Below are 26,808 nucleotides of genomic sequence, written 5' to 3'. Positions count from 1 at the left end.
AAAAGATGGTGTTTGTTTCTGCCGCGTCGTGCGATAATGTGCGCACTCAAAGCGGCATTTTGCACAACGGCTCTAAAAAATTCTTCGGCTAATTCAACGTCGAATTCGCCGACTTTTCCTTCCGCGTCTACTTCGTAAACTAAATAAGCGCGGTTGCTCAAATCCAAATCGCATTCGACCGCCGCTTCGTCCATAACGACGACGGCATTACCGTATCGTTCTACCTTTTCGATCGGATAGATCGCGGCTTTAAGCGCCTGTCCCAAAACGATTCCGATATCCTCGACGCTATGATGAAAATCGATATACGTATCGCCTTGACATGTAAGGGTTAAATCGATCTGAGAATGCTTCGAAAATGCTTCCAACATATGATCGAAAAAGCCGATACCCGTTGAAATAGCGGATTGCCCGCTTCCTTCTAAATTGAGCTCGACGCGAATATTCGTCTCTTTCGTAATGCGTTCTACGGTTTTTATCATGTTATTCCCTTACGATAAATGAGCCTTTAAATTGCCCTTTTGCAATAAAATCGGAGGCTTCCGCTTCACTACCGAAACCTTTCAACCAGACGCGATAGATCGGCTGATTTTCAAACGTTCCTTCTTTCACGACCGCATTGTAGCGATTATTAACATTCATATTGCTTTGAGCAAACCGTGCGGCACCCTCTTTGCTTCTAAACGCACCGATTTGAATAAAATAATCGCTCTCTACGACACTCTCTTTAGGCGCACCCGCCGGTGCGACGACGCCTGCAAAACCGATGACTTCCAATCCTACAGGACCCGTACCGTTAGCGACGAGCTCCAACCTCGAAGCCGCCGTATAAGAAAGATCGATAATACGCGTACCCACAAAAGGCCCTCGATCGTTGACGCGTACGACGATACTTTTATTGTTTTTAAGGTTGGTCACTTTGAGCATCGTGTTCATCGGAAGGGTTTTATGCGCGGCGGTTAAATCGTACATGTTATACACTTCGCCGTTTGAGGTTTTTTTGCCGTGAAAATCTTTGCCGTACCAGCTTGCCACGCCGCTGAAATAATCCCCGACGCTGACCATCGTCGGATAGTAAGTTTTTCCGTCGATCGTATAGGGTCGCATCGTGGCCCGGTGCATTGCGGGGGAGTTGTTAATGGAAGCCGCTTCTTCGCTAGAACCGCTTGCCCCTCGAGGCGTATGTACATACGAACTACGCGAAGAACATCCCGTAAAACACGAAATGCACGCAAGCATAAGAAGGCTAAAGGCACTAACGTTTCGGAATAACAATACTCTCTCCCGCTTTCACCAAAGCTTCTTTTTTATGATTCGCTTTTAAAAGCATATCGAGGGAAATAGCGTATTTTTTAGAAATACTCTCCATCGAATCTCCCGCTTTCGCGATGTAAACCGCTTCTTGCATCAAAGACGTAGACGCTTTCGGAGCTCCTAAAGGAACGATGAGTTCGGTTTTCGGTTTGAGCGCGGCACTTTTTAAACCGTTGAGTTCGATCAGTTTTTGCGATGCCGTACCGTATTTTTGTGCGATTTTATCTAACGAATCGCCCTTTTGGGCAACGTAAAGGGTATACTTTTGAGGTTCTTTCGTCGTATCGAAGTTTTGCGTAAAGGCAATTTGGCGATCTTGCGGAATGTAAACGTAGCTTTCGGTATTCACGGGCGGTGTAAAAGCGTGCTTCAGGTGAGGATTGTAAGCTTTAAGCTCGCTCATCGATATGCTCATGCTTTCCGCAATATCTTTAAGCGACGTACCGCCTTTGACGCTCACTTTAACGAACGTAGCGTTGTTGGCACGGTTTAGAAGGTACTCCGAACCGTTATCGAGCATCACGTCGGTGCTGTTAGAGATATAGCTCATCATCAAAATTTTACGAATATACAGTCGGCTCTCTTTGGGTAAATATTTTTTATGCTCGTCCAATAAAACGTTAATATCGTCCGTTCCGGCTTTTTCGATGGCTTTGGAAACCGTTCCCTCTCCGCAATTATACGCTAACGCGGCAAGATACCATTTGCCGAACATGCCGTGTAAGTTTTTCAAATAGGCGATAGCGGCTTCGGTCGATTTAACCGGATCGCGCCTGTAATCGACAAAACTATCGTTGGTTAAACGGTAGAGTTTGGCCGTTGCCGGAATAAATTGCCAGATACCCGAAGCCCTTGCCGAAGAAGAAGAGTATGGATTGAAACTCGATTCCGTCATCGCAAGGTATAAAAATTCGGAAGGAACGCCGGCTTCTTGCATCATTTTTTGTAAAATCGGAATAAATTTATCGCCGTTTTCAAGCGTTTTGAGAAAGTGTTTGGTTTTATACGTCTCGGCATCTTCTTTCATGGAGATAAAAATAGAATCTTTTAAAAAAGTGTTGGGAAGATCGAAATTTTTAAGAGCGGTTAGTTGTTGTTGGTAGTCGGTGTTATCGGTGCTTAAGAAAGCATGCAGGCTCTGAAAGATTAAAAAAAGGGCTACGATAACCTTGTACATGCCTCTCCTTTTCGTGTCGTTTTTGCTTGATGTTATCTTTAGATTGTATCAAACTTTATCTTTTCTAAAGCTTTAAAGAGAAAAAGAGCATTTTTTGTGGTTAAATCGTGTATATCCGTAACACTCATCTCTAAAACCTCTGCCATCTTCTCAGCAACCAATCGCGTGTAAAAAGGCTCGTTTCTCTGCCCTCGAAAAGGCACCGGCGTTAGGTAAGGAGCGTCGGTTTCGATCAAAAGCTTATCTTTTGGAATTAACGGTAAAACTTCAACAAGGCTCTTGGCATTTTTAAACGTTAAGACGCCGCCGATACCGAAATAAAACCCGTGATCGGCTAAATCGAGCAAATGTTTGGAGGCATTGTAGCAATGCAAAATACCGCCGATAACACCCGCATCTTCTTCCAATAAAATACGTTTGCTATCGTCGTTTGCGTCGCGTATGTGTACGATGAGGGGTTTTTGGAGCTCTTTTGCCAAACGCACGTGACATCGAAAAATCTCTTTTTGCCTCTCTTTTTCCTTAACCATAGCCTCAGCTTCTTCGGGTAAGCGAAAATAGTCCAATCCGCACTCACCTATCGCAATGCATTTTTCATCTTCTAAAAAGCGGCGCAAAACGGTTTCGTCGTATTGATCATGATGGTATGGATGCACCCCCGCCGCAAAAAAAATATGTTCGTAGCGATGTGCCAGAGTTTGGGCGCGCTCAAGATCATGGATCTCCGCACCCGGAATCACGATGCCTTTCACGCCGCCTTTGCTGGCCCGTAAAACGACTTCATCCAAATCGTCCGCAAATTGCGTATCGTCCAAATGACAATGGGTATCGATGATCATTAAGCAACTTCCACGCGATTGCGCCCGTTTTGTTTGGCTTTATAAAGCGCTTGATCGGCTAGATGCACGATCTCTTCGAGGGAACCGACGTCGTTAAACGTCACGCCGATCGAGACGCTGACATGTAAAGATTTTGTTTCCGGTACGCTGATCGCTAAATGCGATACGACATCGGTAAATTTAACAAAATAAGCTAACGCTTTTTTGGGGTCGCACTGTTTGAGCACGACGCAAAACTCATCGCCGCCGAAACGCGAAATAAAAGCATTATCGCAAAAATGGTTTTTCAGCTGTTCGGACAAGGCAACGATCACAGCATCACCGATGCGATGCCCTAAAGTATCGTTGATTTGTTTGAACTGATCGATGTCAATCAATCCCAGAGCAAAAGGCTCGCTGTGCTCTTTCGCCTCTTTAAAATAGTGTTGCATCTGTTCAAAGAAAAAACGCCTGTTTGCCAAACCGCTCAGAAAATCGCTTTGCGCCATGGCTTTAATCGTAGCGATATATTCAAGCGCGTCTAGCGAATTGTCGATACGACACGTAATCTCTTCTTGACTAAAAGGTTTGTTGATAAAATCGTTCGCGCCGATTTTTAAAAAATGCGCCGAAATCAATTCCGCATTGCTGGCGGTCATCGCAATAATGGACAGTTCGTTTTTCGAATAACGTTTGCGTACCTCTTTCGTTAATTCAACGCCGTCGATGACGGGCATTAAATAATCCGTCAAAATCAGTTTAATATCCGGATTGTCTTCTAAAAACGCCAAAGCTTCTTCGCCGTGTGCCGCAACGAGCACTTTGAACATATGCCGCTGTAAAAAATCTTTAATTTGAGCACGAGCGACGATTGAATCGTCAACGACGAGTACTTTAACGTTACGATTTTTATGCAGGCGTTCGATCAGCGAAAAAATATAATTCACGTCGTCGATATTGCCTTTATGAACGTAATCGATAACCTCTTTTTTTAAGATTTTTTCGCGCGTCTCGTGATCCATCGAACCGGTCAGAACGATGGAAGGAATCTTATGGCTTAAAATCATATCGACCACTTCGCCCTCCGGCGCATCGGGCAGATTCAAATCCAAAAGAGCCACGAAATAGTCTTTTTCTTTTTCAACCAATGCCAACGCTTCTTCGTAGCTATACGCGGCATCGATGTCGAAATCAAGGCTGGATTGCATTTTTTTAACGATCAGTTTTGAGAGTGCTTTATTGTCTTCGACGATGAGTATTTTTTCACGCGACATTCAAAATCCTAATTGAGGGCATTAACGTTTATTAGATTTTTGATTGTAACATAAAAGCATTGGGAGTTTTCTAAAAGAAGGCGACGGCGGAGGAATCCGCCGTCGCAAAAAGGTTAATTTACGGAACCATCCATGTTAAAACATATGCTTGCGCCATCGTCATAATCCCCATGATCACGACTAGCACCAAGCTGTGCTTAACCGTAAATCGGAAGAGATCGGACTCTTTTCCGACAATACCGGCAGACGCACATGCGATGGAAATCGATTGCGGAGAAATCATCTTGCCGCAGACGCCGCCCGTGGTATTCGCCGCAACCATTAAGGTCTCGTTTAAGCCCAATTGGTGTGCGGTAGATTGTTGCAAGCCGCAGAAAAGCGCATTGGAAGAGGTGTCCGACCCGGTAAGGAAAACACCTAACCAACCCAAAATCGGAGAGAAGAACGGGAATAAGAAGCCCGTATTCGCCAATACCAACGCCATCGTCGTCGACATACCCGAATAGTTCATCACAAACGCAAACCCTAAAACCATACCGATCGATAAGATGGCCCATTTCAATTCAAAGAGGGTTTCGCCCATTGTTTTGACCGCCGTTTTCATATCGACGCGCAAAATAAACATCGAGATAATTGCGGCAAAGAAAATGGCCGTTCCGGTTGCCGAAATCGGGTTAAACGTATAAATCACTGGGAATGCCGTCGGTTTGGCAACAATCGGCGCCATTTTAAAGATCGCGTTGCTGATAGAACTAAATTCAAAGTTGAAAATCGTCCCCGCCATAATCGCACCTTTGGCAAAATAGGCTTTAAACGCATTGGTCGTCCAAATCGTAACCATAATCGAAAGGATGATAAACGGAGACCATGCTTTCAAAACTTCCCCACCCGTGTGCGCTTTTTGCGTCTCACGTTCCAATTCGGCGGATACGTGACCTTTTAAGATATTTTTAGGTTTCCAAAATTTGAGGAAAACGGTCGTAGCAACGATAGAAATGATCGCCGATGTAACGTCCGGTAACTCAGGTCCGATGAAATTTGACGTCGCGTATTGAGAAAACGCAAAACTTCCGCCGGCAACGAGTGCCGCAGGCCACACTTCTTTTACGCCCTTAAAACCGTCCATCATCGCTACGATCCATAACGGAATAATGATTGAAAGAAACGGCAATTGACGTCCCGCCATCGCGCCGACCAAAAACGGATCGATGCCGGTTACTTTGCCCGCAACCAAAATAGGAATACCCAAGGCGCCAAATGCGACAGGAGCGGTATTGGCAATCAAACAAAGGCCGGCGGCGTAAAGCGGAGCAAATCCGAGACCGACCAAAATTGCCGCCGTAATCGCGACCGGAGCGCCAAAACCGGCGGCACCTTCCAAAAAGGCTCCGAAAGAAAAACCGATCAAAATAACTTGAATACGCTGATCTTCCGTAATGGAAATGATAGAGTTACGTATAATGCCGAATTGTCCGCTTTTAACCGTCAATTTGTACAAGAAAACGGAAGCGACGATAATCCAAGCAATCGGCCACAATCCGAACAAAAACCCGTATGCGGCGGATGAAACCACCATACCCGTAGGCATTCCGAAAGCAACGACGGCAACGATCATCGACAATGCCAACGTAATCGTCGCAGCCAAATGCCCTTTCATTCGAAAAACGGCCAACGCCATAAAGAAAAACACAATCGGAATTAACGCCACGAGTGCCGATAACCCTAAACTCCCACCGATAGGTGCATAAACTTGTTGCCAAGTTTGCATACGTACCTCCTTTTGAATGTAAACTCTACACGCAGAGTAAAAGAACGGTATGATATTCGTATGATTTTAGAAGAATAAAAAAAGAAGCACTGAAAAAGTTGTTACGATTTTGCACTTTCAAGAAGGGTTTTAGCAAACTGTTTTGCCTCATCGGTAACATGTTCGCCACTGACCATGCGGGCAAGTTCTTCCATTCGCTCTTCGCCTTGCAGTTCTCTTACCGAGCTAGTCGATCCTTGCTTCGCAACCAAGAAGTGTTGATCGGCACGTGAAGAGAGTTGCGGTTGATGTGAAATTGCAAAAATTTGGTACCGCGTACACAGTTGTTTTAAGACGTTTGCAACGCTCATAGACTCCTTTCCGCTCAAATTGGCGTCGATCTCGTCTAAGATTAAAACACCTCCGCCGGAGAGTAAAAACGTGTTTTGTACCGCCAAAAACGCCAACCGTAAACGGTTGTATTCACCCGAACTGATTTTCTTCAAATCCACTTTTCCCAAAGCGATTTGAACGACGTCGCAACCGTATTCGCTTAAAGTCCCCTCTTGCATGTTTACGCTTAAAGGCGGCATGTAAAGTTGGGATAAATAGGCGTTCAAATGTTCTTGCAACGCGCTTACATGTAAGCGTCTTTTTTGAGATAAAACCTGCGCCAAAGCCGTGACATCGCTTTCGTATTTGGCAAGAGCTTTTTCCAAACGGCTTTTTTCAAACGCTATATTTTCGTAGCGCGCCAACTCTTCTTGGCGTTTTGTTCGGTGTTCTAACGCGCCTTCGATCGAACCGTAGCGTTTTTTCAATTGGGAAATTTTTTCGATGCGATCGAGTAAATTCTCGACGTCGATCTCTTCCAACGCTTCTAGGGTGTCGCTTTGTTTTTCAAAAATCAAACGCAATTCGTTAATACACGCATCGAAAAACGCGGCGTCCGCTTCCATAAGATGCAGTGCTTCGTAAACGCTTGATTCTAAAGCAAAGATTTCAGAGGCTTTTTGCATCGCCTGTTCGATTTTTTCTTTTTTAGAAAGCGACTTTTTAAACGAAAGCAATTCTTCGTCTTCACCGACTTTAGGTGACACTTCATCGATTTTAGCAATTTCGAAACGAGCAAATTCTTTTAGATCTTCAATTTTTTTCTCTTCGGCTTCCACGCTTTCAAGCTCGTTTTTTAAGGTAACGTACTCTTGAAAAAGCGTTTGAAAATGCGCCACGTTTTGAAGGTGCGTTGCTTCGTGCGAAGCGCAAACGCCGTCTAAAAGTTCGATTAAGCGTTTCGTGTCGAATTCGCTACTGTCTTTAACGCCCAAAGAACTTAAAAACGTACGCGAAATGTCTGAAAGAGCTTTTTTGGAAACGCTTTGTGCATTGATGAAATAGCGCGCACTTTTGGCTTTCAAAAATTTAAACACGTTGGGGCTTTCTTCTTCAAAACCGAACGCTTCCAAACCGAGCTTTTGAGTAATCGTCGCTTCGATAACGTCGGCTTGTGCTTCACCATAACCGAATACGCTCAGCATCCCTTGCATTAAAACCGATTTACCCGCGCCGCTAGGCCCCGTAAAAACGATCAAGCCGTTTTGAAACTCGAGCTCGCACGCCTCAAACGAAAGATGGTTTTTTAACAACAATCGCTCTATCACATATGCCCCCAACGTAACTTCTTTCTCAACACGTCAAAATAGTCATGCTCCAAACGGTGAATCAACCGTGCGCCTTTTTTGGCGATCTTAACGCTAATGCGATCAAAATCGTTCATACTATACGTCTCCTGCCCGTCGATCACGACGACCGTATCGTCTTCACTCTCCAACGAAATTTCAAAATCGACCGGCAAAACCAAGGGGCGTTGCGTAAGCGAATGCGGACAAATCGGCGTTAAAATCAAAGCTTCGGTCAACGGATAGAGCAACGGCCCTCCGGCGGAAAGGTTGTATGCGGTCGAGCCGGTCGGCGTCGAGACGATAACGCCGTCGCCGTAATAGGTGTTAAACAAATGCCCGTCGACGTAAGCACGTACGGTACTCATGTGAGAGATTTTGGAACGCGATACGACGACGTCGTTAAACGCAACCGCTTTTTGGATATGCCCTTTGGCGTGAAGGGAGACTTCCAACATCATACGCGTATCGATACGGTAATTCTCGGCAAAAAGCCCGTCGATAAAACGGCTAATCTCTTCGGTTTGGATATCCGTCAAAAAGCCCAGTTGTCCGGCGTAAATTCCTAACACGGGCTTGTGATACGCAAAGCTACGGCGACACAACGAAATCAGCGTACCGTCTCCGCCGAGCGAAATGAGAAAATCGCTTCGGGCGCACATCGTATCAAAAGGCGTTCCTTCCGCTCCGAGCGTTTGCGCGCTCACTTCGTCGATCAGTAACGAAACGCCCCGTCGGTGCAATGCCATGCGAATTTCGTCGACGAAAATACGAAGCGACGCGTCATTAGGTTTGCTTGTCAGTCCGACGCACGTGATAGCCGATAAAAGTTGATTGTGTTGTGTTATCTTCATGGAAACTCATTCTACCTTGTATTTTATTAATCATCGATTATGTTATAATTCGCGCCAAATATCACTAGGAGAAAACATGAAAACCTTACTGTTTTTTATGGGTGCGATGCTCTTGCTTTTGAGCGGTTGTACGTATAAAAATGAAGCTTTAAACCTTGAATCGTACAAAGCTGAGTACAAAGGGCCTCTTACTAAAGAGAAAAAAACCGTCTACGTAAGACTCGTTAAAGACCTTCGCGCCGATAAAAAAGTCATCGGTTACGTCGAACAAAAAGGCGATACTTTAACCCAGTTTTATAGCAACGTCAACTTTGAAGATCGCTATAAAGAAGGTCTTGGCTACGCGCTGAACCTTGCGGGTTTCAACACCGACGCTTCCGCACAAGCGGCATCTTTAGTCGCGGAAATTTATCTTAAAAATATCCAACTCGTTTATAACGATAAAAATTTCGATGCGAATTTATACGGCGAAATTGAAATCGAAGTTATCGTAAGACGCGGTGACGAAGTGATCACGCAAAACTTTAAACAAAAAGGGAGCAAATGGATCGCGCCTTCGTACAATTCTAAAGACTTGGAGCCCTTTTTATACGGTCTTTTTTCCGATAGTATCGATCAAATCGTAACGCGCTTAACACGTATGTAACGGTAGGAAATTTTCCTACCAACTGCTGATAGAGACGCGATTTCGTCCGTATTTTTTTGCTAAATAAAGGGCTTGATCGGTCTCTTCAAGCAACGCTTCTTTATCTAAAATCACATGACTCAAGGCACAAACGCCTAAACTAATCGTCGCTTGCACGACCTCTTGCGTCGTCTCGACGGTTGCCATCACGGTTTTTTCAACTTTCTCGCGTAATCTCTCCGCTAAAAGCGACGCCTCTTTTTTATCGGTATTGGGCGTAATAATGACGATTTCCTCACCGCCGTAGCGAGCTACGACGTCACTGTCGCGTACGGTCTCCATAATAATATTCGACAGGTTTTTCAATACTTCGTCTCCAACCGTATGCCCGAAAACGTCGTTGATTTTTTTAAAATAATCCACGTCGACGAGAATCAAGCTCAAAGGAAGTTTATAACGCTTGGAAAGAGCGACTTCTTCGGAGAGACGTTGATCGAAATAGCGTCTGTTTTTAAGTCTCGTTAAGCCGTCGGTAATACTTTCTTGCTGCAAAAGAGCTAAATGTTTCATATCGTTCGCGGTATAAAGTGCCAATTGTCCGACCAAAAAAGCAAACGTACCGCCTAAGAAAAGCACCAAAGCGATCATGACCGAGATAAACGAAGAGTTGTCTTTGTGAACCCAAAGATCGTACCCTAAAACCAGATAGCCGATCAAAAAAGAGAGAATCAAAACACTCAAAGTTTTCCACTGGCGAATCAGCTTTTGATCCGTCAAATCTAAAATTAACTGATTAATAGGTCGAAGAGATCGTATTAAAAAAAAAGCTCCTACGGCTAAAAGCGTTAGCTCTAGGCAAATCATTACATTGTTCATGCTACCCCGAATCCTCACAAATTAAAAACCATATGCTCGAGGATTGTACCACAAAAAAGAGTAATCGCCTCTAAAATAAACTAAAGACAAGTTACTTTTAGCTATACTAAGAGCTTTAAAAAACGACCTATGTTAGGAAGAAAAATTGAGAAGTCATTATTGTACGGATTTAGATGTCGCCAATATCGGCGAAATCGTAGAAGTTTGCGGATGGGCCAACAGTAATAGAGATCACGGAGGCGTTATATTTATCGACCTTCGCGATAAATCGGGATTGGTACAATTGGTGTGCGACCCTGCCGATAGCGTTCGCGCTCACGACATTGCCGCACGCGTCAGAGACGAGTTTGTGCTCAAAGCAAAAGGTAAAGTACGCGCCAGAGGCGAAGGGCTTGAAAACCCGCGCCTTAAAACGGGCAAAATCGAAATCGTCGTCGACGAATTAATCATCGAAAACGTGAGCGAAACCGTTCCGTTCGTTATCGGCGACAACAACGTCGGAGAAGACGTACGTCTAAAATACCGCTACCTCGACTTGCGCAATCCTAAAGCGTATGAAATATTTAAACTTCGAAGTAAGGCAACCGTTGCGGTGCGTAATTCGTTGGATGCGCAAGGCTTTTTGGAAGTCGAAACGCCGATTTTGACCAAATCGACGCCGGAGGGTGCGCGCGATTATCTCGTACCCAGTCGCGTTCACAACGGTGAATTTTACGCGCTCCCGCAATCTCCCCAACTTTTTAAACAATTGTTGATGTGTGCGGGATTTGATCGTTATTTTCAAGTCGCCAAATGTTTCCGCGACGAAGATTTACGCGCGGATCGCCAACCTGAATTTACCCAAATCGACATCGAAATGAGCTTTTGTACGCAAGAAGACGTCATGCGCGTGACGGAAAACCTTCTCAAAGACGTCTTTCATGCTTGCGGATACGAGATTTCTATTCCGTTTAACCGCATTCGTTACAAAGAAGCGATGGAGCGATACGGCTCCGACAAGCCCGATCTTCGTTACGACCTCTCCATGATCGACGTCATCGATATTTTTGCACGATGTAAAAACGAAATTTTCAGCTCTATCGCCAAAGACACGAAGAAAAACCGCATTAAAGCACTTAAAGTTCCAAACGGCGACACCATCTTTTCCAAACGACAAATGCAAGGATTTGAAGAGTACGTGAAAAAATTCGGCGCACAAGGCTTGGGTTACTTTCAAATGAAAGAAGACGGACTCAAAGGACCTTTAACGAAGTTTTTCGATGAAGCGGATCTTCAAGCGATTATCGACGCGGCAGACTTACATGTAGGAGATGCGATCTTCTTCGGTGCCGGCGATAAAAAAGTCGTACTCGATTATATGGGTCGATTCCGTATTTTCCTTGCCGAACAAATGGGCATTATTCCTAAAGATACGTTTGAATTCGTTTGGGTCGTCGATTTTGAGATGTTCGAAGTTGAAAACGGCCAAGCCAAAGCCTTGCACCACCCTTTTACGATGCCAAAAGACATCGACAATACGCCGATCGACGAGATGGAATCCATCGCATACGACGTCGTTCTAAACGGCGTGGAACTGGGAGGCGGAAGCATTAGGATTCATAAAAAAGAGATTCAACAAAAAGTCTTTAATCTTTTGGGTATCAGCGATGAAGAGGCACACGAGAAATTTGAATTTTTACTCGATGCGCTCAAATTCGGGGCACCGCCTCACGGCGGCTTGGCGATCGGACTTGATCGTATGATGATGCTGATTACGCGAAGCGAGAGTATTCGCGACGTTATCGCGTTCCCGAAAACACAAAAAGCCCAATGCCTTCTAACGCGTGCTCCAAGTGCGGTCGAAAACGATCAATTACGCGACTTGGGTATTCGCCTTCGTGAAAAAATCAAATAAAGGAGATGTGCCAGTGAAGAGACTGTTTTTAATTATCGGAGCTCCCGGAAGCGGTAAAACGACCGATGCAAGCCTTATCGCCAAAAAAAATAGCGAGAGTATTGCGCATTATTCCACAGGAGAACTTCTCCGCGACGAAGTGGCAAAAGGAAGCGAGCTTGGAAAAACCATCGACGCTTTTGTTAGTGCGGGCAATCTTGTTCCGCTCGATATCGTCATTAACACTATCGTCGGCGCGATTAAAAATAGCCCGAAAGACGTTATCTTAATCGACGGTTTCCCGCGTTCGGACGAACAAATGAAAGCACTTGACGCTATTTTGGAAAAAGAGACGACGGTAAAACTCGTCAATGTTATCGAAGTCGAAGTGAGCGAACAAGTCGCATGCGATCGCGTTTTAGGGCGTGCACGCGGTGCGGACGACAACGTGCAAGTCTTTCAAAACCGTATGAAAGTGTATACCGAACCTTTAGCCGGCATTCAAGCTTTTTACGGTGCCAAAAATCTGTTACATACGATTAACGGTGAACGTACGATCGAAGAGATTGTCAACGAAATGGAAAGCTTCGTTAAAAGCCGTATCTAAAATGCTTCATTTCTACTCTGTGATCATCGGTACCGAGTTGCTGAATGCTCGCAGAGTAGACAAACACTTCGCCTTTATCAATCAAGAATTACGCAACCGAGGACTTCTTCACCATGCCAACTTCGTCATTCGCGACGAAGAATCATTGATCCGCAATTGCTTCGAGACCGTTTTACGCGATACGAAGAGTGTTCTTTTTTGTTTTGGGGGTATCGGTGCGACGCCTGATGATTTAACGCGTTCCATCGCTGCCGAAGTCTTTACGCAAGAGCCTTTATGCTTACATGTCAAAGCAAAAGAATGCATCGTAAAACAGTTTAAAGAAGAGGCTTATCCGCATCGTATCGCTATGGCAATGCTCCCCAAAGGGGCTGAGCTTCTACACAACGTTGTCAATAACGTACCGGGTTTTTCACTCTCTCGCCGCTTCTTTTTCACTCCTGGATTTCCATCGATGGCATGGCCGATGGTGCAAGAAGCTCTCAATACCCATTTTCCGAATCAGCCGCAACCTTACAGCGAAACGTTTATCGTCGAAGCCGCCGAAAATGATTTAATCGACATAATGCAAGCCCTACCGCCGGAGTTAGATTTCTCTTCGCTACCGCGATTTGTCGGTGAAAAACGTATCGTGGAAATCTATCTTGCACACGCAAATCAAGCCCTTGTGCAACAGTGGTCGGACTATTTTCAACGCGAAGCCGTACAAAGAGGTAAAGTCGTCACGGATTGTTCGCATAATAGCGATCAATACCGTTGCTAATACCTTCCACTAAGTTCTTTTGGTACTGAGGATTGAACATGTTATCGCATTCGTCAGGATTGCTGATATAGCCTAATTCTATCAACACGGAAGGCATCGTCGCTCCGACCAAAACCCAAAACGGTGCTTCTCTGACGCCGCCGTCTTCGACACTGTATTTTTTTCGAACGCTTTTTAACATGCCCGATTGCACATCGATTGCAACTTTATTGGATAAAATGATCTTTTCGCGATTGAGAACGTTCAAAAACGTCTCTTTCGAATAAAAGTCCATCTCTTCCATATCCGATTGGTTCTCCAAAGCGGCAACGTTTTTAGATCGCTCGGAACGATCGGGGGAGAGGAAAAACGTTTCTAACCCTTTCATCGAGAGTTTTTTTGCCTCGTTCGGCGCGGCATTGGCATGCAGCGAAATAAACAAATCGGCATTTTTATCGTTCGCGACTTTCGTACGATCTCGAAGGTTGATAAACTCGTCGCTTTGACGTGTAAAATAGATTTTATATCCGCGGGATTTGAGCTCTTGGCCTAATTGCAGTGCCATATCTAAAACCAGATGTTTTTCCATACGTTGCTTATAGCCGATAGCACCCGCATCTTTACCGCCGTGCCCCGCATCGATGACGATTGTTTTATTGCGTTTGTTGGTTTTAGCCGTTGTTTTACTCGCTAAAGGCTCCGTCGTCGTTACCGTCGGTGCTTTTTGAGGCGTTTCTTTTTCCTTCACGCTCGCGCTAGGATTTTTTTGCGAAGGTAAAGGCGTTGTCTCGGCACTCTTGCTTGTCGGCGGAGGCGTTATCTTTTTTTGCGTCAAAATCGGTTGTTTTCCAAGCGAAAAAATCAACTGATTGGAAAGCACGCTCACATAGGTTTCAAGCGATTGATCGACGTCTAAAACGATACGAATCGTATCGTCGCTAAATTGACTAATTTTCAATCCTTGCAACGTTGAGGGCGTTTTGATCGCAATCGGAGCATTGAGGACGACTCCTGGAACATCGATGATCTTTTTATAGGTAGGCGGTGTTTTAAGCACAAAGACCTTGATGCTCTTTTCCGCTACTTCTTCCCCGAATTCGAGTACGACTTCATCGTTATCGCTGTTGACATGTTGTAAGACGTTTTTACCGCGATAGGTTTTGGGTAACGAAGAGGCATGTGTCGTTGACGCAAAAGAGGGCTTGCTCTCCGGCTCGCTTTTAAAAGAGCTTGCCGATTTTGGCGAGGCAGTTTCTGCTTTAGGCGACTCGCCGACTAAACTCTCTTCCGCTGCCGGAGGAGGAGGCGTCGGTTTCGAAGATTTTGACGTCGTCGTAGCGGAAGAAGCGTTTTTCGTCTCTTTTCCCATCGTCGCAAGTTCGGACTCATACTTTGAAGCATCCAATTTAAGAATCTTGGCCGTTTTGATCAAACGCTCCAACGTCTCTTTTTTCAATGCGTTATCTCCTGAGATAATCGCTTGAATGTAAACGGCCTTAAGTCCGTGAAAAACCCTTAAAAGTTCGTCGTTTCCGGTTTGCTGATTGATCTTTGCGTCATAACTTTCTAACTGTTGCATGTAATTGGGTGCTGCGTAAAGCGTCAAACACGTCAACAGAAAAAAGAAAAAAGTTTTAATGTGTTTCCCCATACACCAACTTTGCCATAAGTTCTTTGACGCTGATAATTTCATGCAGTTTGTAACCGTTTGCTCCGGTAAAGAAAAGCCCCGTCTCTTTTTTACCCGCGTATGCATCGAACAAACGATCGGCAATACAATACCCGACCGCCTTGGCTTCTTGACCGCGGTGGCACGGGCTCACGCAATTGCTGACGCAACGAATCGCAGGTCCTTCTCTTTTCTCTACCATTTGAATCAAATTACTTCGAATACCGCGCGCAGGATACCCGACGGGAGATTTAAAGAGTTGAATATCTTCTTTGCGTGCATCTACCAGCATCTCTTTAAAAACCAAGTCGGCATCACACTCATGCGTACCGATAAAGCGTGTTCCCATCTGAACGCCGCTTGCCCCCAAATCCATCATTTTTTGAATATCGTCATGATCCCAAATACCGCCTGCGGCAATCAACGGAAAATCGCCCCATGCTTTAATCTCTTCTAGAATCGGAGCAATTAAATTTTCCAATTGGTACTCTTCCATAGCGCATTGCTCGTAGGTAAAGCCTTGATGTCCTCCGCTAAGCGGTCCTTCGACGATGATAGCGTCGGGAAGGCGATTGTAACGTTGCGTCCAACGTTTGCAGATAATTTTAAGCGCTTTTGCCGAGGAGACGATAGGAATCAAAGCAACATCGGGATAATCTGCGGTAAATTCCGGTAAATTGGTCGGAAGTCCCGCCCCCGTAATAATCATATTCGCTCCGGCTTCACAGGCGTCTTTCACCACGCGATCGTAATCGTTAATCGCATACAGAATATTGACCGCCAACGCTTTATCGCCGCAAATTTTACGGGCATTGCGAATAATGGCACTCAAGCCCTCTTTGGAATAAAAATTTTCGGTATCAAACGGACGCGAATTGATCGTTTTCTTCGTGTATGCCGTATTTTCGTAATACCCCGTACCGATGGAGCTAATCACGCCCAAGCCCCCTTCGGCACTCACGCTTCCGGCTAGCTTATCCCAGCTGATTCCCAATCCCATACCGCCTTGAACGATAGGATATTGTAAGGTATATTTGCCGATTGTAAGAGGTTGAAACGCCATCACTGCACCTTTAATTTTACAAATTTACGCTTTCCTACCTGCACGACGTATTCACCGCTAGCGAGTTGAAGTTGCTCGTCTTCGACACGAACTTGATCGAGTTTGATCGCCCCTTGCTTAATGTCGCGTCTGGCTTGAGACGTCGAAGTTTCGAGTCCGCAGTCGACAAGGGCTTTCGCAATCCATATCGGCGATTCGTTACATGTAAACGTTTCGATATCTTCCGGAATCTCGTGTTGCGCGTGAACGCGGTTAAACGACTCCAAAGCCGCTTGAGCCGCATCGCGCCCGTGATAACGCGTAACGATCTCTTGCGCTAAAGCCTCTTTGGCATGTTTTGGATGAACCGAACCATCTAAAACTCCCGCTTTTAATTGTGCGATTTCTTCGAGCGTTTTTGTACTCAAAAGCTCGTAGTAACGCCACATTAACGTGTCGCTAATACTAAGCATCTTTCCGAACATATCCGAAGGCTCGTCGGTAACGCCGATGTAATTCCCTAAAGATTTACTCATTTTATTGACGCCGTCCAAGCCCTCTAAAAGAGGCATCATAATTACGGCTTGCTCTTTTCCGATATTATAGGCGCGTTGTAAATGGCGTCCCATCAAAAGATTGAACTTTTGGTCGGTTCCGCCCATTTCGATGTCGCATTTCATCGCGACGCTGTCGTAACCTTGCAATAAAGGGTATAAAAATTCGCTGATCGAAATCGGTGCTTGCGATTTGTAACGTTTTTCGAAATCTTCGCGCTCTAGCATACGCGCTACGTTAAACGTCGTCGTCAGTTCCACGAGTCCTGCCGAACCTAACGCTTCGATCCATTTTGAGTTAAACATAACGTTGGTTTTTTCGGGATCTAAAATCTTAAAAACTTGTTCTTTATACGTTTGGGCATTGGCAAGAACGACTTCGCGCGTCAATTTTTTACGTGTTTCGTTTTTACCGGTCGGGTCACCGATCATACCCGTAAAATCGCCGATTAGAAATTGAATCGTTGCGCCGAATTTTTGAAGTAGCGCCATTTTTTGTAACAGGACGGTATGCCCTAAATGCAAATCCGGAGCCGTCGGATCAAAGCCGACTTTAACCAAGAATCGCTCGCCTTTTTCAAAATAATTTTTAACCAAGCTAACCACGCGCTCTTCATCAATGATCTCGCTGATCCCTCGTTTAATCTCGTTGAGCGCATTTTCTACGTGATGATTCATACTTTTCCTTCTTCGTTATTTATAAGCGTCGTTGACCGAGACAAATTCGATAACGCGATACTTTCCTCTTAAATTATCGCGTACGGTACCGACGTTTTTATCGGGCAGTTCCAAGATCATTTCAAAATAATCCGCATGCCCTTCGTCTTCGCTTTTTCCAAGCTCGATAGTGACTAAGTTGATCTGCATTTTAGCCAAATAAGCTAAAAAGGCGGCTAAAGAGCCTTTTTTGTTTTCAAGACTGACGATCAGTTTATAGCGATCGGGAGCTTCACGCGTCCATTTCACAAAAACCATCGGCTCGTTGTCTTCCATCAAACCGGCGGCACGTTCGCACAATTTATGGTGAACGAAAACATCGTTTCCGCGTTTAAAGCCTAAAATATCGTCTCCGCGTTTGGGATGGCAGCAGTAATCAAAATAGACGTTTGAGATATGATGATTGGAATAAATTACGATATTTTCAAACTTCTGTTTACGGATATGGTAGCGATCTTTTTTCAAAAGCGGAAACAGCAACGTATCTTGTAACGCATACAGTTTCAACGTATTGGCAATGTCTTGGAGAAAAATCGAATCGGTCGCAATCTTAAAAATTTTCTTCGTCGCATGCTCTTGCTCGACCCATGCTTCGACCTTGTTTTCCGTAACGCCAAAGACGTTGGAGAGAATTTTAATCGCCGCTTTATGGTTAATCTCTTTGATTTTTTGGCGACAATTGGCTTGTATCGTACTTTTGGCTTTGCCCGTTTTAACGCTATTGATCCAACTGCAACGAAATTTCGGTTCACTCGAAGTCACGATACGAACGATATCCCCGTTTTTCAGCTCGGTTAAAAGAGGAACCTTTTGTTTGTTAACGTACGCTTCATCGGCGTACGTACCGACTTCCGTATGAACTTCGTACGCAAAATCCAAAACCGTAGCACCCCTCGGCAAAGTAAAAATATCGCCTTTGGGCGAAAAAACGGCAATATCTTCGCTGTAAAGGTTATCTTTTGCGATGGCATAAAAGTCCTCGATATTATCGATCTCTTCGTTTTGGTTGTTCAGTTCGTTCAACCAGTCGAGTTTTGGGTTCAGCCCGCCCGATTTGTATTTCCAATGTGCCGCAACGCCGTATTCGGCCGTTTTGTTCATATCGTACGTTCTAATTTGCGATTCGACGATCGATTTGTCGTCGAAAACGGTCGTATGAATCGTTTGGTAACCGTTCTCTTTGGGAATAGCGATATAATCTTTAAATCGTGAAATCAACGGTTTAAAATGTTGATGAACGATGCCTAAGGCACGGTAACAATCAATCGGCGTTCGCACGATAATACGAATTGCCAAAAGATCGAGCACTTCTTCGATCGTTACGCCTTTTCGTTGCATTTTCAAGTAAATAGAGTAATAATGCTTAACGCGTTTTTGAATCGTAAAGTCGCTTTCGATAAAGCCCTCTTGAAGCATATGATTTTTAATTTTAGAAATAAAATGGTTCAAGCGGAGTTGGAGTTGTTGTCCGTGCTCTTTAATGTAACCGTCGATTTTAGCGTATTCGTTAGGCATCACGTAATAAAAGCTCAAATCTTCCAAAAGGTTTTTAATCGACGAAATACCCAAACGATGCGCAATCGGCGCATAAACGACCAGAGTCTCTTCGGCGATACGTCGTTGTTTTAACGGATCAAGTGCGCCGAGCGTTAACATGTTATGCAAACGATCGCACAATTTGACGACCAAAACCCGCACGTCCCGAATCGAAGCAATCAACATTTTGCGAAACGTTAGAGCCGATGCGATCATTTTTTCGTTGGAAGACGAAGGAATCAACTCCACGTCACGAATTTCGACGATTTTCGTCAAGCCGTCGACGAGATGGCGAACTTCTTCACCGAACATCGCTTTAACATCCTCGGTCGAACATGAGGTGTCTTCTACGACATCGTGCAAAAGCCCTGCGACGATCATCGATTCGTCACCGCCGAGATAGGCTACGAATACGCACACTAAAATAGGATGAATCACATATTCTTCGCCGCTTTTTCGGTATTGACCTTTGTGCTTTTCTATCGTAAACGCGACGGCTTTTTCAATATCGGGCGTCGGCTTGATGTATTTGTACAACAGCTCTATCGCGGGATCGGCGGCCTTACACTCTTTAACGATTTCAATTAACTCTTCCAAAAGAGATTTACCTCACTTACGATTAGTCGATAATCGCATCTAATTTAACTTTTCCCTCGGCAATTTCCATAAGGGCGATGTCCGTAAATTTTTGCTTATTTTTATCCGCTTTGATTAAAGGTTCGGCACCGTTAGCCAATTGATCGGCTCTTTTTGCCGTTAATAAAACCAGTTTATAGCGATCTTGTCCTACGAACTGTAAGGCTTTTGCCGTAATCTCTTCCATTCTTTGCATTCGTTTTCCTTGGTATTAATTTATTTTTGATTGTTTCGCACGATAGAGCAATTGTCTAAATTGCCTTCGATAATTTTAAGCAAATTGCCTTTCTCAAACATATTGCACACCACGATCGGTAAGTGGTTATCTTTAGCAAGCGCGATCGACGTATCGTCCATGACTTTAATGCTATCGTCCATAGCGCGGTCATAGGTTAATTCGTGTAGTTTTTGGGCATCGAGAAATTTTTTAGGATCCTTATCGTATACGCCGTCGACTTTGGTCGCTTTAATAATCATATCCGCCCCGATTTCGATAGCACGCAACGTTGCCGCCGTATCGGTTGTAAAAAACGGATTGCCCGTACCCGCCGCAAAAATGACGATACGTTCTTTTTCGAAATGGCGCTGAGCACGTCTGACGATAAACGTTTCACAAATCGCTTCCATTTTAATCGCGCTTTGAACGCGTACTTCCATGCCGACATGTTCTAACGCCTCTTGCATCGCAACGCTGTTGATGACGGTTGCAAGCATCCCCATATAATCGCCGCTCGTGCGTTTAATGATGCCGTCTTTTGCGGCACTCACGCCGCGAATGATATTTCCCCCGCCGATTACGATACCGACTTCGATATTGTGCGTGACCAGTGATTTGATTTCGTCGGCAATAAATTTTAAAATAGACGTATCGATCCCAAACCCGTTATCTCCGGAAAGTGCTTCTCCGGAAAACTTAACTAAAACCCTTTTTCTCTTCTGCATCGTGTGTAAACCTTTCTTTTCTAAGCATAGAAAATTTGTTCATTTTAGCAAAAAAGAGCTAGAAGCCTTCTTAAACGTTATTTGGCACCGATGAGTTCCAGCGGATCGATGTGGAAATTTTTCTGCGTAACTTCGAACGTTAAGTCGTTATCGACCCGACCGATAATATAGCCTTTTTTGATTTTTTGTCCGACTTCGATCGTCGGAGCGATTTTCGATAAATGGGCATAAATGGTATGAATATCGTCGCCGTTTTCAATGATAACGACTTTTTCCATCGAAGCGGTATCTTTTGCGAAAATCACCTTACCGTTTAAAACACTTTTGACCGTCGCATCGGGCGTATTGGAGCTTAACACGACCGATTCGTTAAAAATTTTAATCTTATAAATCGGATCGACGTAATCGCCGAAGCGTCGTTTGACGCTAAAACTATCTAAAGGCGCAATGGTCTTTTCTCCGACGTATTTCTTAACGTTACTGTTTTGATACGACGATCCGATTTGCTTAATGCCCGTATCGCCGACGGCAGCGGTTTGCGGTGCCTTATCGCGTTTGGTGGCGGCATTTTTCTCGGCTAATCGTTGATTCTCTTCTTGAACTTGAATAATTTTGAGTTTTTCCAGGGTCGCACGCAATTCGTCACGCTCTTTTTGAATATCGTCTAGCTGTTTTTTATAGTCTTCTTTCTTTGCGTTCAAAGCGACGATAGAACTTTCACGTTTTTTTTCCAAAGCGACCAATTCGTCTTTTTTACTTTTTGCGCTTTGAATTTCACCGTGAATCGTTTTAATCTCTTGGCTTTGCGAATAAATTTGATCGTTGATGAGTTTGTAATCGCTCGCAAGTTTACTAAACTCTTTACGCATAATCGTATCCATTTTCTGCAAAACTTCATCCACCAATATACCGTCTTCGTTATCAAGATAATCGCTATCGGAAACTAAATAAAACGAAAAATCTTCGGCAATGATTTTAATAATTTTCTGTTCCAAATCTTTCTTTAAAGAGGAGAGCTGTTGCGTATCTTTGGTCAGCTTATCAAGGTATTCATACTTGCGCTGAACCGCTTCTTGCGACTCGCTGATATTTTGGCTTAAATCGGCGATTTTGTCCTTAATCTTCTCGATATTTTTTTCTTCGTTCATAATATCGTTGGCGATGTCTTGAAGCTTTCCGTGAAGCTGCTTTTCCGTTTGCATCTTTTCTTCAAGCGTTTTCGATTTCTCGGTAATCTTTTGCGTCGTGTTCGGTGCGCCGATGCATGCTAGAGGAAGAACGAGAGCAAGAACGATGGCACAAAGTCTCATACACGTCCTATCTTGCGCGCGACGATACTGACCGCAATCAGAGCAAATACGAACGACGCTCCCACCAAAACCGACCCTTCGTACAGCCAGTTAAACGACGGTAAAACAACGTCGAGTTCCGCGGCATAGGCTTGGGCAAGCGGAAGTCTAGGAACGATGTCGTAAAACGCACAAACGCAAAGTGCGCTTAAAAGCGTATCGACAAGCGTCATACGATACAACATGGCACTTTTCATAAAAAAAGACGCCCCAAAAAGTGCCATAATCGCCATACGCCTTTGATGTTCGTAAATCCAAATACGGATCTGTTTTAAGATCAATAAAACGGCGATACATGCAACAAAAAAGGTAAAAATATAGACCATTGCCTGAAGCAATAAAAACATTTTGAACATTTTTTCATGCGTTTTCGCAAAAGTCTCTACACGCGAAATAGTCGTAATAGACGAGAGCTTTTGCTTAATCGTTTCGATGCGTTTTTTATCGGGTAAACTCCCGAGTTTCAACGAGTAAAATTTGGGGAGAGCTACTTGAAGCAAAGCAAGATTTTTGGATGACATCTCGTTTTTCAATCGGTCTAAAATCTTTTTACTGCTAATTTCCGAAATCGACTCAATCTCCGGAATCTGTTTTTGTAACTCTTCTTCTTTCAATTCAGCGGACGAAACAACGACAATTGCGTAATCGTTTACGATTTTAGAAGCATAATCGTTGACGATACTTTTAATGACGTTCGTAAATTGAAACGAAAAAAGCAGAACAAAGCTTGAGATAAAAATGGAAAAATGGCTGCTAATTGACTTCATGCAAAACGCCGCCTTCTAAAAAGTAGTGTTTATAGTCAATTCCCAAAGTTGAAGGAATATTGTGCGTTACCACGACAACTGTCGTACCTAAATGCTCTTTGGCACCTTTTAATAAATTCCAAATGACTTCGCTGGAGTAGCTATCCAGATTTCCGGTCGGCTCGTCCGCCAAAATTAAAATCGGATTGTGCGCTAAGGCACGCGCCATCGCAACGCGTTGTTGCTCTCCGCCGCTCAGCTCGTAGGGATATTTATTGATTTTATGTAACAATTTGACATGTTTGAGCAATTTATGCGCTTGTTTAATGCAAACGCTTTTGGAAAATCCTCCGATAATCAGAGGAAGCATTACATTTTGTTCCACCGTCCATTCGTCGATGAGCTTATAATCTTGAAAAACGACGCCTAAATACCGCCGTAAAAGATTCAGTTTCGAGCTGCCGATATTTCTAAAATCGACGCCGCACACGTTCAACTCGCCGTGATTGGGCAAAAGTTCGCCGTAAAGCGACTTGATAATCGTCGATTTTCCGCTACCGCTTTTACCGGTAATAAAAACAAATTCTTGCGCTTTAATCGCCATATTGGCATCGGTAATAACGGGTTCGTCGCGTTCGTAACCGATGTTTAACCCGCTTGCTTTAATGACGTATTCCATGGAACCACTCTTCAATTAAGGTATGTGCGGCACGATTGCTTTTCGTATCCAACACCCGCTCGGGTAAATAACGCATTGTAGCGTGATCGATAAAAATATAGCACTTTTCGTTCCGCTCGTTCGCGCCGAACGAGAGACGTATCAACCCGCTGTGCTCGTCGATTGTAAATAGTTCTTCGAAATGGACGAAAAAGCCCTCGCCTCTTCGTAAAATCTCTTCGAATGCCTCACGCACTTCGGCAAAATCGACATGAAAATCAAACGCCAATCTACCGATGCGCTCTTTGTCGGGCGAAGCTTGTTCGTTACGCAAAATCACGTCGTAAATGTCTTTCTCCATTTTGCGCCAACGATCTTCGTACTTGCTCGTAATTTCCAAAGCCGCATTTTTTTTAACGTGAACATCCGCACGCGAGAGTTGCATCATCTGTTCGAACGCAAAAGAGAAATAAGCGTCGCTGTCCGTTCGAAGCTCCAACGTAGCATTGACATGTAAGACGCGAAGTGCCTCTTCGATAAAGGCTGCGGAAAAAACACGCCGATGCGGTTTTTTATCCCAAGGGACGGGAAAATGCACGAAAATACGCCCGACACTGTTCGAAGACAAAAACTCCATAAACTGTCTCGCATCATAATCAATGACAAAAATATTGTCTATCGATTGCAGTTCGCATTGCTTCAAAACCTGCTCGATAGAGGGCTTGTGAATCTCCAATCCGATAAACTGTACATGTGGATTTTTTTTGGCTTGATGCAGCAAATGCCTTCCGCTTCCAAATCCGATCTCGACCCAAATCTCTTTTTGCGTATCAAAAGCATCGGCAAAAAAATCGATCTCTTTGAGATACGCCGAACATCTCACGTCGAGAAACTTTTTCGGTTCGATGTTGGAATGACTGACATGTGCATCGCTCGCATCTCGAAAATCGATCAACGCTTTTTGTAAAAAAGAGGCTTGCGTCGGACGGGTAACTTTATCGCCTTTCACTAAAAAACCGCCTGCTTCTTTAGGCGAAACGCGGAGCATAAACGTTTCACCGCGGCATGTCGCCAGCACCAAAACATTGCCCTTTTGAGACGTCGCTTGCCAATGAAACGTCGTATCGTGATAGGTGCACGGGTAGTGCAAAGGCTTTAACGATCGGGTATGAAAATTCGGCATATCCTCGTTTAATCCTTCGGTATCGTAACGACGACGGCATCGGACGGATTAGAAGCGATACCGTATTTATCGATGGCGATAATATGGTAAACGTATTCAACGCCGGAAGAGACTTCCATATCTTGATAATTAGGTTCAAAGATACCCGTAAAATTCTGTTTTCGCGTCTCTCCGTTTAATTTGTACTCTTTAATAATCGTATATTTGACCGTATTGCGATCCCCTACCCATGAAAGGCGAACGCTTCGACCGTCATACTTGACCGCATTGGCAACCGGTGCGGCAAGCGAAGGCATCGTCATGCCCGCAATCGGACTCTCTTGTTGTTTGGACTCTAACCCGTCTTTATCGACGGCAACGACTTTATAGTAATAAATTTTGCCGTTTTCGTTAACGTAGTCTTCAAACTCCGTATTGGTTGTTTTACCGTAGTAGCTGTACAGCAACGACGTCGTAGGAGAACGGTAAATTTTATAATGGGTAAAGTCGCTCGTCGTCGAAGGGTTCCATGTTAAAATAACTTTTTTCGGAAGATCGCTCGTTGCGCGTAGCCCCGTAATCATATCGGGAAGAGCTTTGGTTTGCGCCTCTACGACTTCGCTGGGTCTAGAAACAACGTCGTCAAACGTCTTGACTCTCACACGGTAACGATAGACGTAATTATCGCGTAAGCCTTTATCCATGTATTCGGCGTTCAAACGGCCTTTCACTTTACCGACCTCTTCCCAATTCGTCGATTTGAACTCGTTACGTTCGATAATATAAGACTCGACGTTTTCGGAGGCATGCGGTCTCCAAATAAGCTTCACGCGGCTTGGAAGCGCACCGATGGCTTTGACGTAAGAAACCGGCTCGATTCCGCCTATAGTCGGCGTTTTCGCAACGGCTGCCGTCGTCGTTACCACGGCGATTGCACTGAGTTCCGATTCGTGTTTGTCGGGAGAATAAGTGCTGATGCGATATGCGTACGTCGTATTGGGTGCTAATTTCGTATCAACGTAATGGGAAACGTATTTGTCTTTAATCGTTGCGATTTTTTTCAACGAATTCCCTTCGACGCGATACAAATAGTATCCTTCTACTTGATCGTCGTAAAGGGGAGTCCATTCAAATCCGACTTCCGTAGAACCCGGAAGCGTTCGAAGAGCGTCAACGCGTGCCAAAGAGGCATCGACGACCGGCTCTTTAGGTGTTTCAAGCGTTTTTTCGCATCCAGTGATCATGAGAGCTAAAGCAACTAACGATGCCGTCCAAAGTGATTTTTTCATTAATCTCGTCCTTCATGAAATGATCTGTTAAATATGCGTTCATATCGTCCCATAACGGTGCTTGAATCGACACGGGTTGTCCGCTACGAGGGTGTATGAGATAGACACAATACGCATGGAGCATAATTCTAGGGATTGTACCATTTTGGCTCTTAAAGCCGTATAAACTATCCCCTAAAATATGGCGCGAAAGCGCGCTTAAATGCACGCGAATTTGGTGTGTTCGTCCCGTAAAAAGTTTGGCGGCTATCAATTCGCACTTAGCATTTTTGGAAAGAGCAAGCTTGGCAAACGCACTTTTAGCATAGCGTCCCTCTTTAAGTACGCCCATTTTTAAACGATGGTTTAAATGACGTCCGATCGGAAGTTCGACGATCGTATTTTCTTTGAGCGGAACATCGATTAAAGCGATATAGTAGCGTCCCATGCTTTTATCTTCCAACTGCGACGCCAAAGCGACGTGCGCTTCGTTATTTTTGGCGACGACCAAAGCACCGCTGGTCTCTTTATCGATGCGATGCACGATACCGTGACGCTCTTCGCCGCTAATGCTGGAGAGCGAAACGCCTTTATGCTTTAACCAATCGACCAACGTGGCTTCTTTAACGCTCGGTGCTCCGTGAACCGTTAAAAACGGCGGTTTATTGACGACCAAAATATCGTCGTCTTCATATAAAATCGGTACTTCGAAATCAACGGGATACTCAGGTGCACTAGGCGCAGCTTCGATAAAATCGTACTCGATCGTATCGCCTACATGTACTTTTAAACCGCTCTTAAAAACGCGCACCCCGTTCAGAGTAACGCCGACGGTTTTAATAAGCTTTTCCACTTGATTCCGAGGGAGATTCAATACTTCGCTCATGACGGCATCTAAACGTCCCGCATTTTGACATGTTTGTTTCATGATCGGCTACTTTCA

25 protein-coding genes are annotated in these 26,808 nt (G+C 44.5%); 4 read left to right on the top strand and 21 right to left on the bottom strand.

The features are described 5' to 3' along the window. The 8 genes from hisB to OA34_RS03550 form a co-directional block, all read right to left on the bottom strand. Nucleotides 1–482 (bottom strand): imidazoleglycerol-phosphate dehydratase HisB (gene hisB / locus OA34_RS03585; RefSeq protein WP_039672422.1); only part of this gene is annotated, 482 nt, incomplete at its 3' end. Between the two features lies 1 nt (nt 483). Then, nucleotides 484–1,239: a septal ring lytic transglycosylase RlpA family protein gene (locus tag OA34_RS03580; RefSeq protein WP_039672527.1), complete on the bottom strand. Its 756-nt coding sequence runs from the start codon at nt 1,237–1,239 to the stop codon at nt 484–486. A 16-nt stretch (nt 1,240–1,255) separates the two neighbouring features. Beyond that, nucleotides 1,256–2,491 (bottom strand): lytic transglycosylase domain-containing protein, encoded by a 1,236-nt coding sequence (locus OA34_RS03575; RefSeq protein WP_039672421.1) that lies wholly within the window; start codon nt 2,489–2,491, stop codon nt 1,256–1,258. Between the two features lie 38 nt (nt 2,492–2,529). Further along, a complete protein-coding gene (locus OA34_RS03570; protein WP_039672420.1) occupies nt 2,530–3,330 on the bottom strand; it encodes a TatD family hydrolase in 801 nt (266 codons plus the stop codon). After that, entirely contained in the window at nt 3,330–4,583 is a 1,254-nt protein-coding gene (locus OA34_RS03565; RefSeq protein ID WP_039672419.1) for a response regulator, read from the bottom strand. The genes OA34_RS03570 and OA34_RS03565 overlap by 1 nt, the downstream gene beginning before the upstream one ends. A gap of 118 nt (nt 4,584–4,701) precedes the next feature. Further along, nucleotides 4,702–6,351, bottom strand: a complete 1,650-nt coding sequence (locus OA34_RS03560; RefSeq protein ID WP_039672418.1) for a lactate permease LctP family transporter — start codon at nt 6,349–6,351, stop codon at nt 4,702–4,704. Between the two features lie 101 nt (nt 6,352–6,452). After that, nucleotides 6,453–7,991 (bottom strand): DNA repair protein RecN, encoded by a 1,539-nt coding sequence (locus OA34_RS03555; RefSeq protein WP_039672525.1) that lies wholly within the window; start codon nt 7,989–7,991, stop codon nt 6,453–6,455. Continuing rightward, a complete protein-coding gene (locus OA34_RS03550) occupies nt 7,988–8,863 on the bottom strand; it encodes an NAD(+)/NADH kinase (protein WP_039672417.1) in 876 nt (291 codons plus the stop codon). Before OA34_RS03550 ends, OA34_RS03555 begins: the two co-directional genes overlap by 4 nt. A 76-nt stretch (nt 8,864–8,939) precedes the next feature. Here OA34_RS03550 and OA34_RS03545 point away from each other — a divergent pair, with 76 nt between their 5' ends. Beyond that, entirely contained in the window at nt 8,940–9,509 is a 570-nt protein-coding gene (locus OA34_RS03545; protein ID WP_039672416.1) for a YajG family lipoprotein, read from the top strand. A gap of 15 nt (nt 9,510–9,524) precedes the next feature. Here OA34_RS03545 and OA34_RS13490 read toward each other — a convergent pair whose 3' ends face one another. Then, the gene (locus OA34_RS13490) at nt 9,525–10,364 is read right to left on the bottom strand and encodes a GGDEF domain-containing protein (RefSeq protein WP_286682821.1); all 840 of its coding nucleotides are present in this window, start codon (nt 10,362–10,364) and stop codon (nt 9,525–9,527) included. A gap of 145 nt (nt 10,365–10,509) precedes the next feature. Here OA34_RS13490 and aspS point away from each other — a divergent pair, with 145 nt between their 5' ends. Genes aspS through OA34_RS03525 form a run of 3 tightly spaced genes read left to right on the top strand, consistent with a single transcriptional unit; the run spans nt 10,510 to nt 13,607 of the window. Beyond that, nucleotides 10,510–12,258 carry an aspartate--tRNA ligase gene (aspS, locus tag OA34_RS03535; protein ID WP_039672415.1) on the top strand — a complete coding sequence of 583 codons (1,749 nt, stop codon included), beginning with the start codon at nt 10,510–10,512 and terminating at the stop codon, nt 12,256–12,258. 13 nt (nt 12,259–12,271) lie between these two features. Further along, the gene (locus OA34_RS03530; protein WP_039672414.1) at nt 12,272–12,844 is read left to right on the top strand and encodes an adenylate kinase; all 573 of its coding nucleotides are present in this window, start codon (nt 12,272–12,274) and stop codon (nt 12,842–12,844) included. 1 nt (nt 12,845) lies between these two features. Next, on the top strand, nt 12,846–13,607 hold the full coding sequence (locus tag OA34_RS03525; protein WP_039672413.1) for a competence/damage-inducible protein A: 762 nt from the start codon (nt 12,846–12,848) through the stop codon (nt 13,605–13,607). On the opposite strand, the gene OA34_RS03520 is transcribed toward OA34_RS03525, so the two are convergent. From OA34_RS03520 to OA34_RS03465, 12 genes are all read right to left on the bottom strand, one after another. Further along, on the bottom strand, nt 13,567–15,237 hold the full coding sequence (locus OA34_RS03520) for an N-acetylmuramoyl-L-alanine amidase (RefSeq protein WP_039672412.1): 1,671 nt from the start codon (nt 15,235–15,237) through the stop codon (nt 13,567–13,569). The genes OA34_RS03525 and OA34_RS03520 overlap by 41 nt on opposite strands. After that, entirely contained in the window at nt 15,221–16,318 is a 1,098-nt protein-coding gene (locus tag OA34_RS03515; RefSeq protein ID WP_039672411.1) for a nitronate monooxygenase, read from the bottom strand. The genes OA34_RS03520 and OA34_RS03515 overlap by 17 nt, the downstream gene beginning before the upstream one ends. Beyond that, nucleotides 16,318–17,529 (bottom strand): tyrosine--tRNA ligase, encoded by a 1,212-nt coding sequence (gene tyrS, locus OA34_RS03510; protein WP_039672410.1) that lies wholly within the window; start codon nt 17,527–17,529, stop codon nt 16,318–16,320. Before tyrS ends, OA34_RS03515 begins: the two co-directional genes overlap by 1 nt. A 15-nt stretch (nt 17,530–17,544) precedes the next feature. Next, nucleotides 17,545–19,701: a RelA/SpoT family protein gene (locus tag OA34_RS03505; RefSeq protein WP_039672409.1), complete on the bottom strand. Its 2,157-nt coding sequence runs from the start codon at nt 19,699–19,701 to the stop codon at nt 17,545–17,547. Between the two features lie 22 nt (nt 19,702–19,723). Beyond that, a complete protein-coding gene (locus tag OA34_RS03500; RefSeq protein ID WP_039672408.1) occupies nt 19,724–19,936 on the bottom strand; it encodes a DNA-directed RNA polymerase subunit omega in 213 nt (70 codons plus the stop codon). A 20-nt stretch (nt 19,937–19,956) separates the two neighbouring features. After that, nucleotides 19,957–20,682 (bottom strand): UMP kinase, encoded by a 726-nt coding sequence (gene pyrH / locus OA34_RS03495; protein ID WP_039672407.1) that lies wholly within the window; start codon nt 20,680–20,682, stop codon nt 19,957–19,959. 77 nt (nt 20,683–20,759) lie between these two features. Beyond that, complete coding sequence (locus OA34_RS03490) at nt 20,760–21,992, bottom strand: murein hydrolase activator EnvC family protein (protein WP_039672406.1); 1,233 nt, start codon at nt 21,990–21,992, stop codon at nt 20,760–20,762. Next, nucleotides 21,989–22,798: a permease-like cell division protein FtsX gene (locus OA34_RS03485; RefSeq protein WP_039672405.1), complete on the bottom strand. Its 810-nt coding sequence runs from the start codon at nt 22,796–22,798 to the stop codon at nt 21,989–21,991. Before OA34_RS03485 ends, OA34_RS03490 begins: the two co-directional genes overlap by 4 nt. Then, nucleotides 22,785–23,456, bottom strand: a complete 672-nt coding sequence (locus OA34_RS03480; RefSeq protein WP_039672404.1) for a cell division ATP-binding protein FtsE — start codon at nt 23,454–23,456, stop codon at nt 22,785–22,787. The genes OA34_RS03485 and OA34_RS03480 overlap by 14 nt, the downstream gene beginning before the upstream one ends. Continuing rightward, nucleotides 23,440–24,618 (bottom strand): tRNA (guanosine(46)-N7)-methyltransferase TrmB, encoded by a 1,179-nt coding sequence (trmB, locus tag OA34_RS03475; RefSeq protein WP_039672403.1) that lies wholly within the window; start codon nt 24,616–24,618, stop codon nt 23,440–23,442. Before trmB ends, OA34_RS03480 begins: the two co-directional genes overlap by 17 nt. 8 nt (nt 24,619–24,626) lie before the next feature. After that, nucleotides 24,627–25,886 (bottom strand): fibronectin type III domain-containing protein, encoded by a 1,260-nt coding sequence (locus tag OA34_RS03470; protein WP_039672402.1) that lies wholly within the window; start codon nt 25,884–25,886, stop codon nt 24,627–24,629. Beyond that, the gene (locus tag OA34_RS03465; RefSeq protein WP_039672401.1) at nt 25,813–26,793 is read right to left on the bottom strand and encodes an RluA family pseudouridine synthase; all 981 of its coding nucleotides are present in this window, start codon (nt 26,791–26,793) and stop codon (nt 25,813–25,815) included. The genes OA34_RS03470 and OA34_RS03465 overlap by 74 nt, the downstream gene beginning before the upstream one ends. Nucleotides 26,794–26,808: the final 15 nt, after the last annotated feature.

The organism is Sulfurospirillum sp. MES (assembly GCF_000789415.1).
Lineage (GTDB): Bacteria > Campylobacterota > Campylobacteria > Campylobacterales > Sulfurospirillaceae > Sulfurospirillum > Sulfurospirillum cavolei.
Note: the sequence above shows the minus strand (reverse complement) of the source record. Positions and strands in the feature narration are given on the sequence as shown.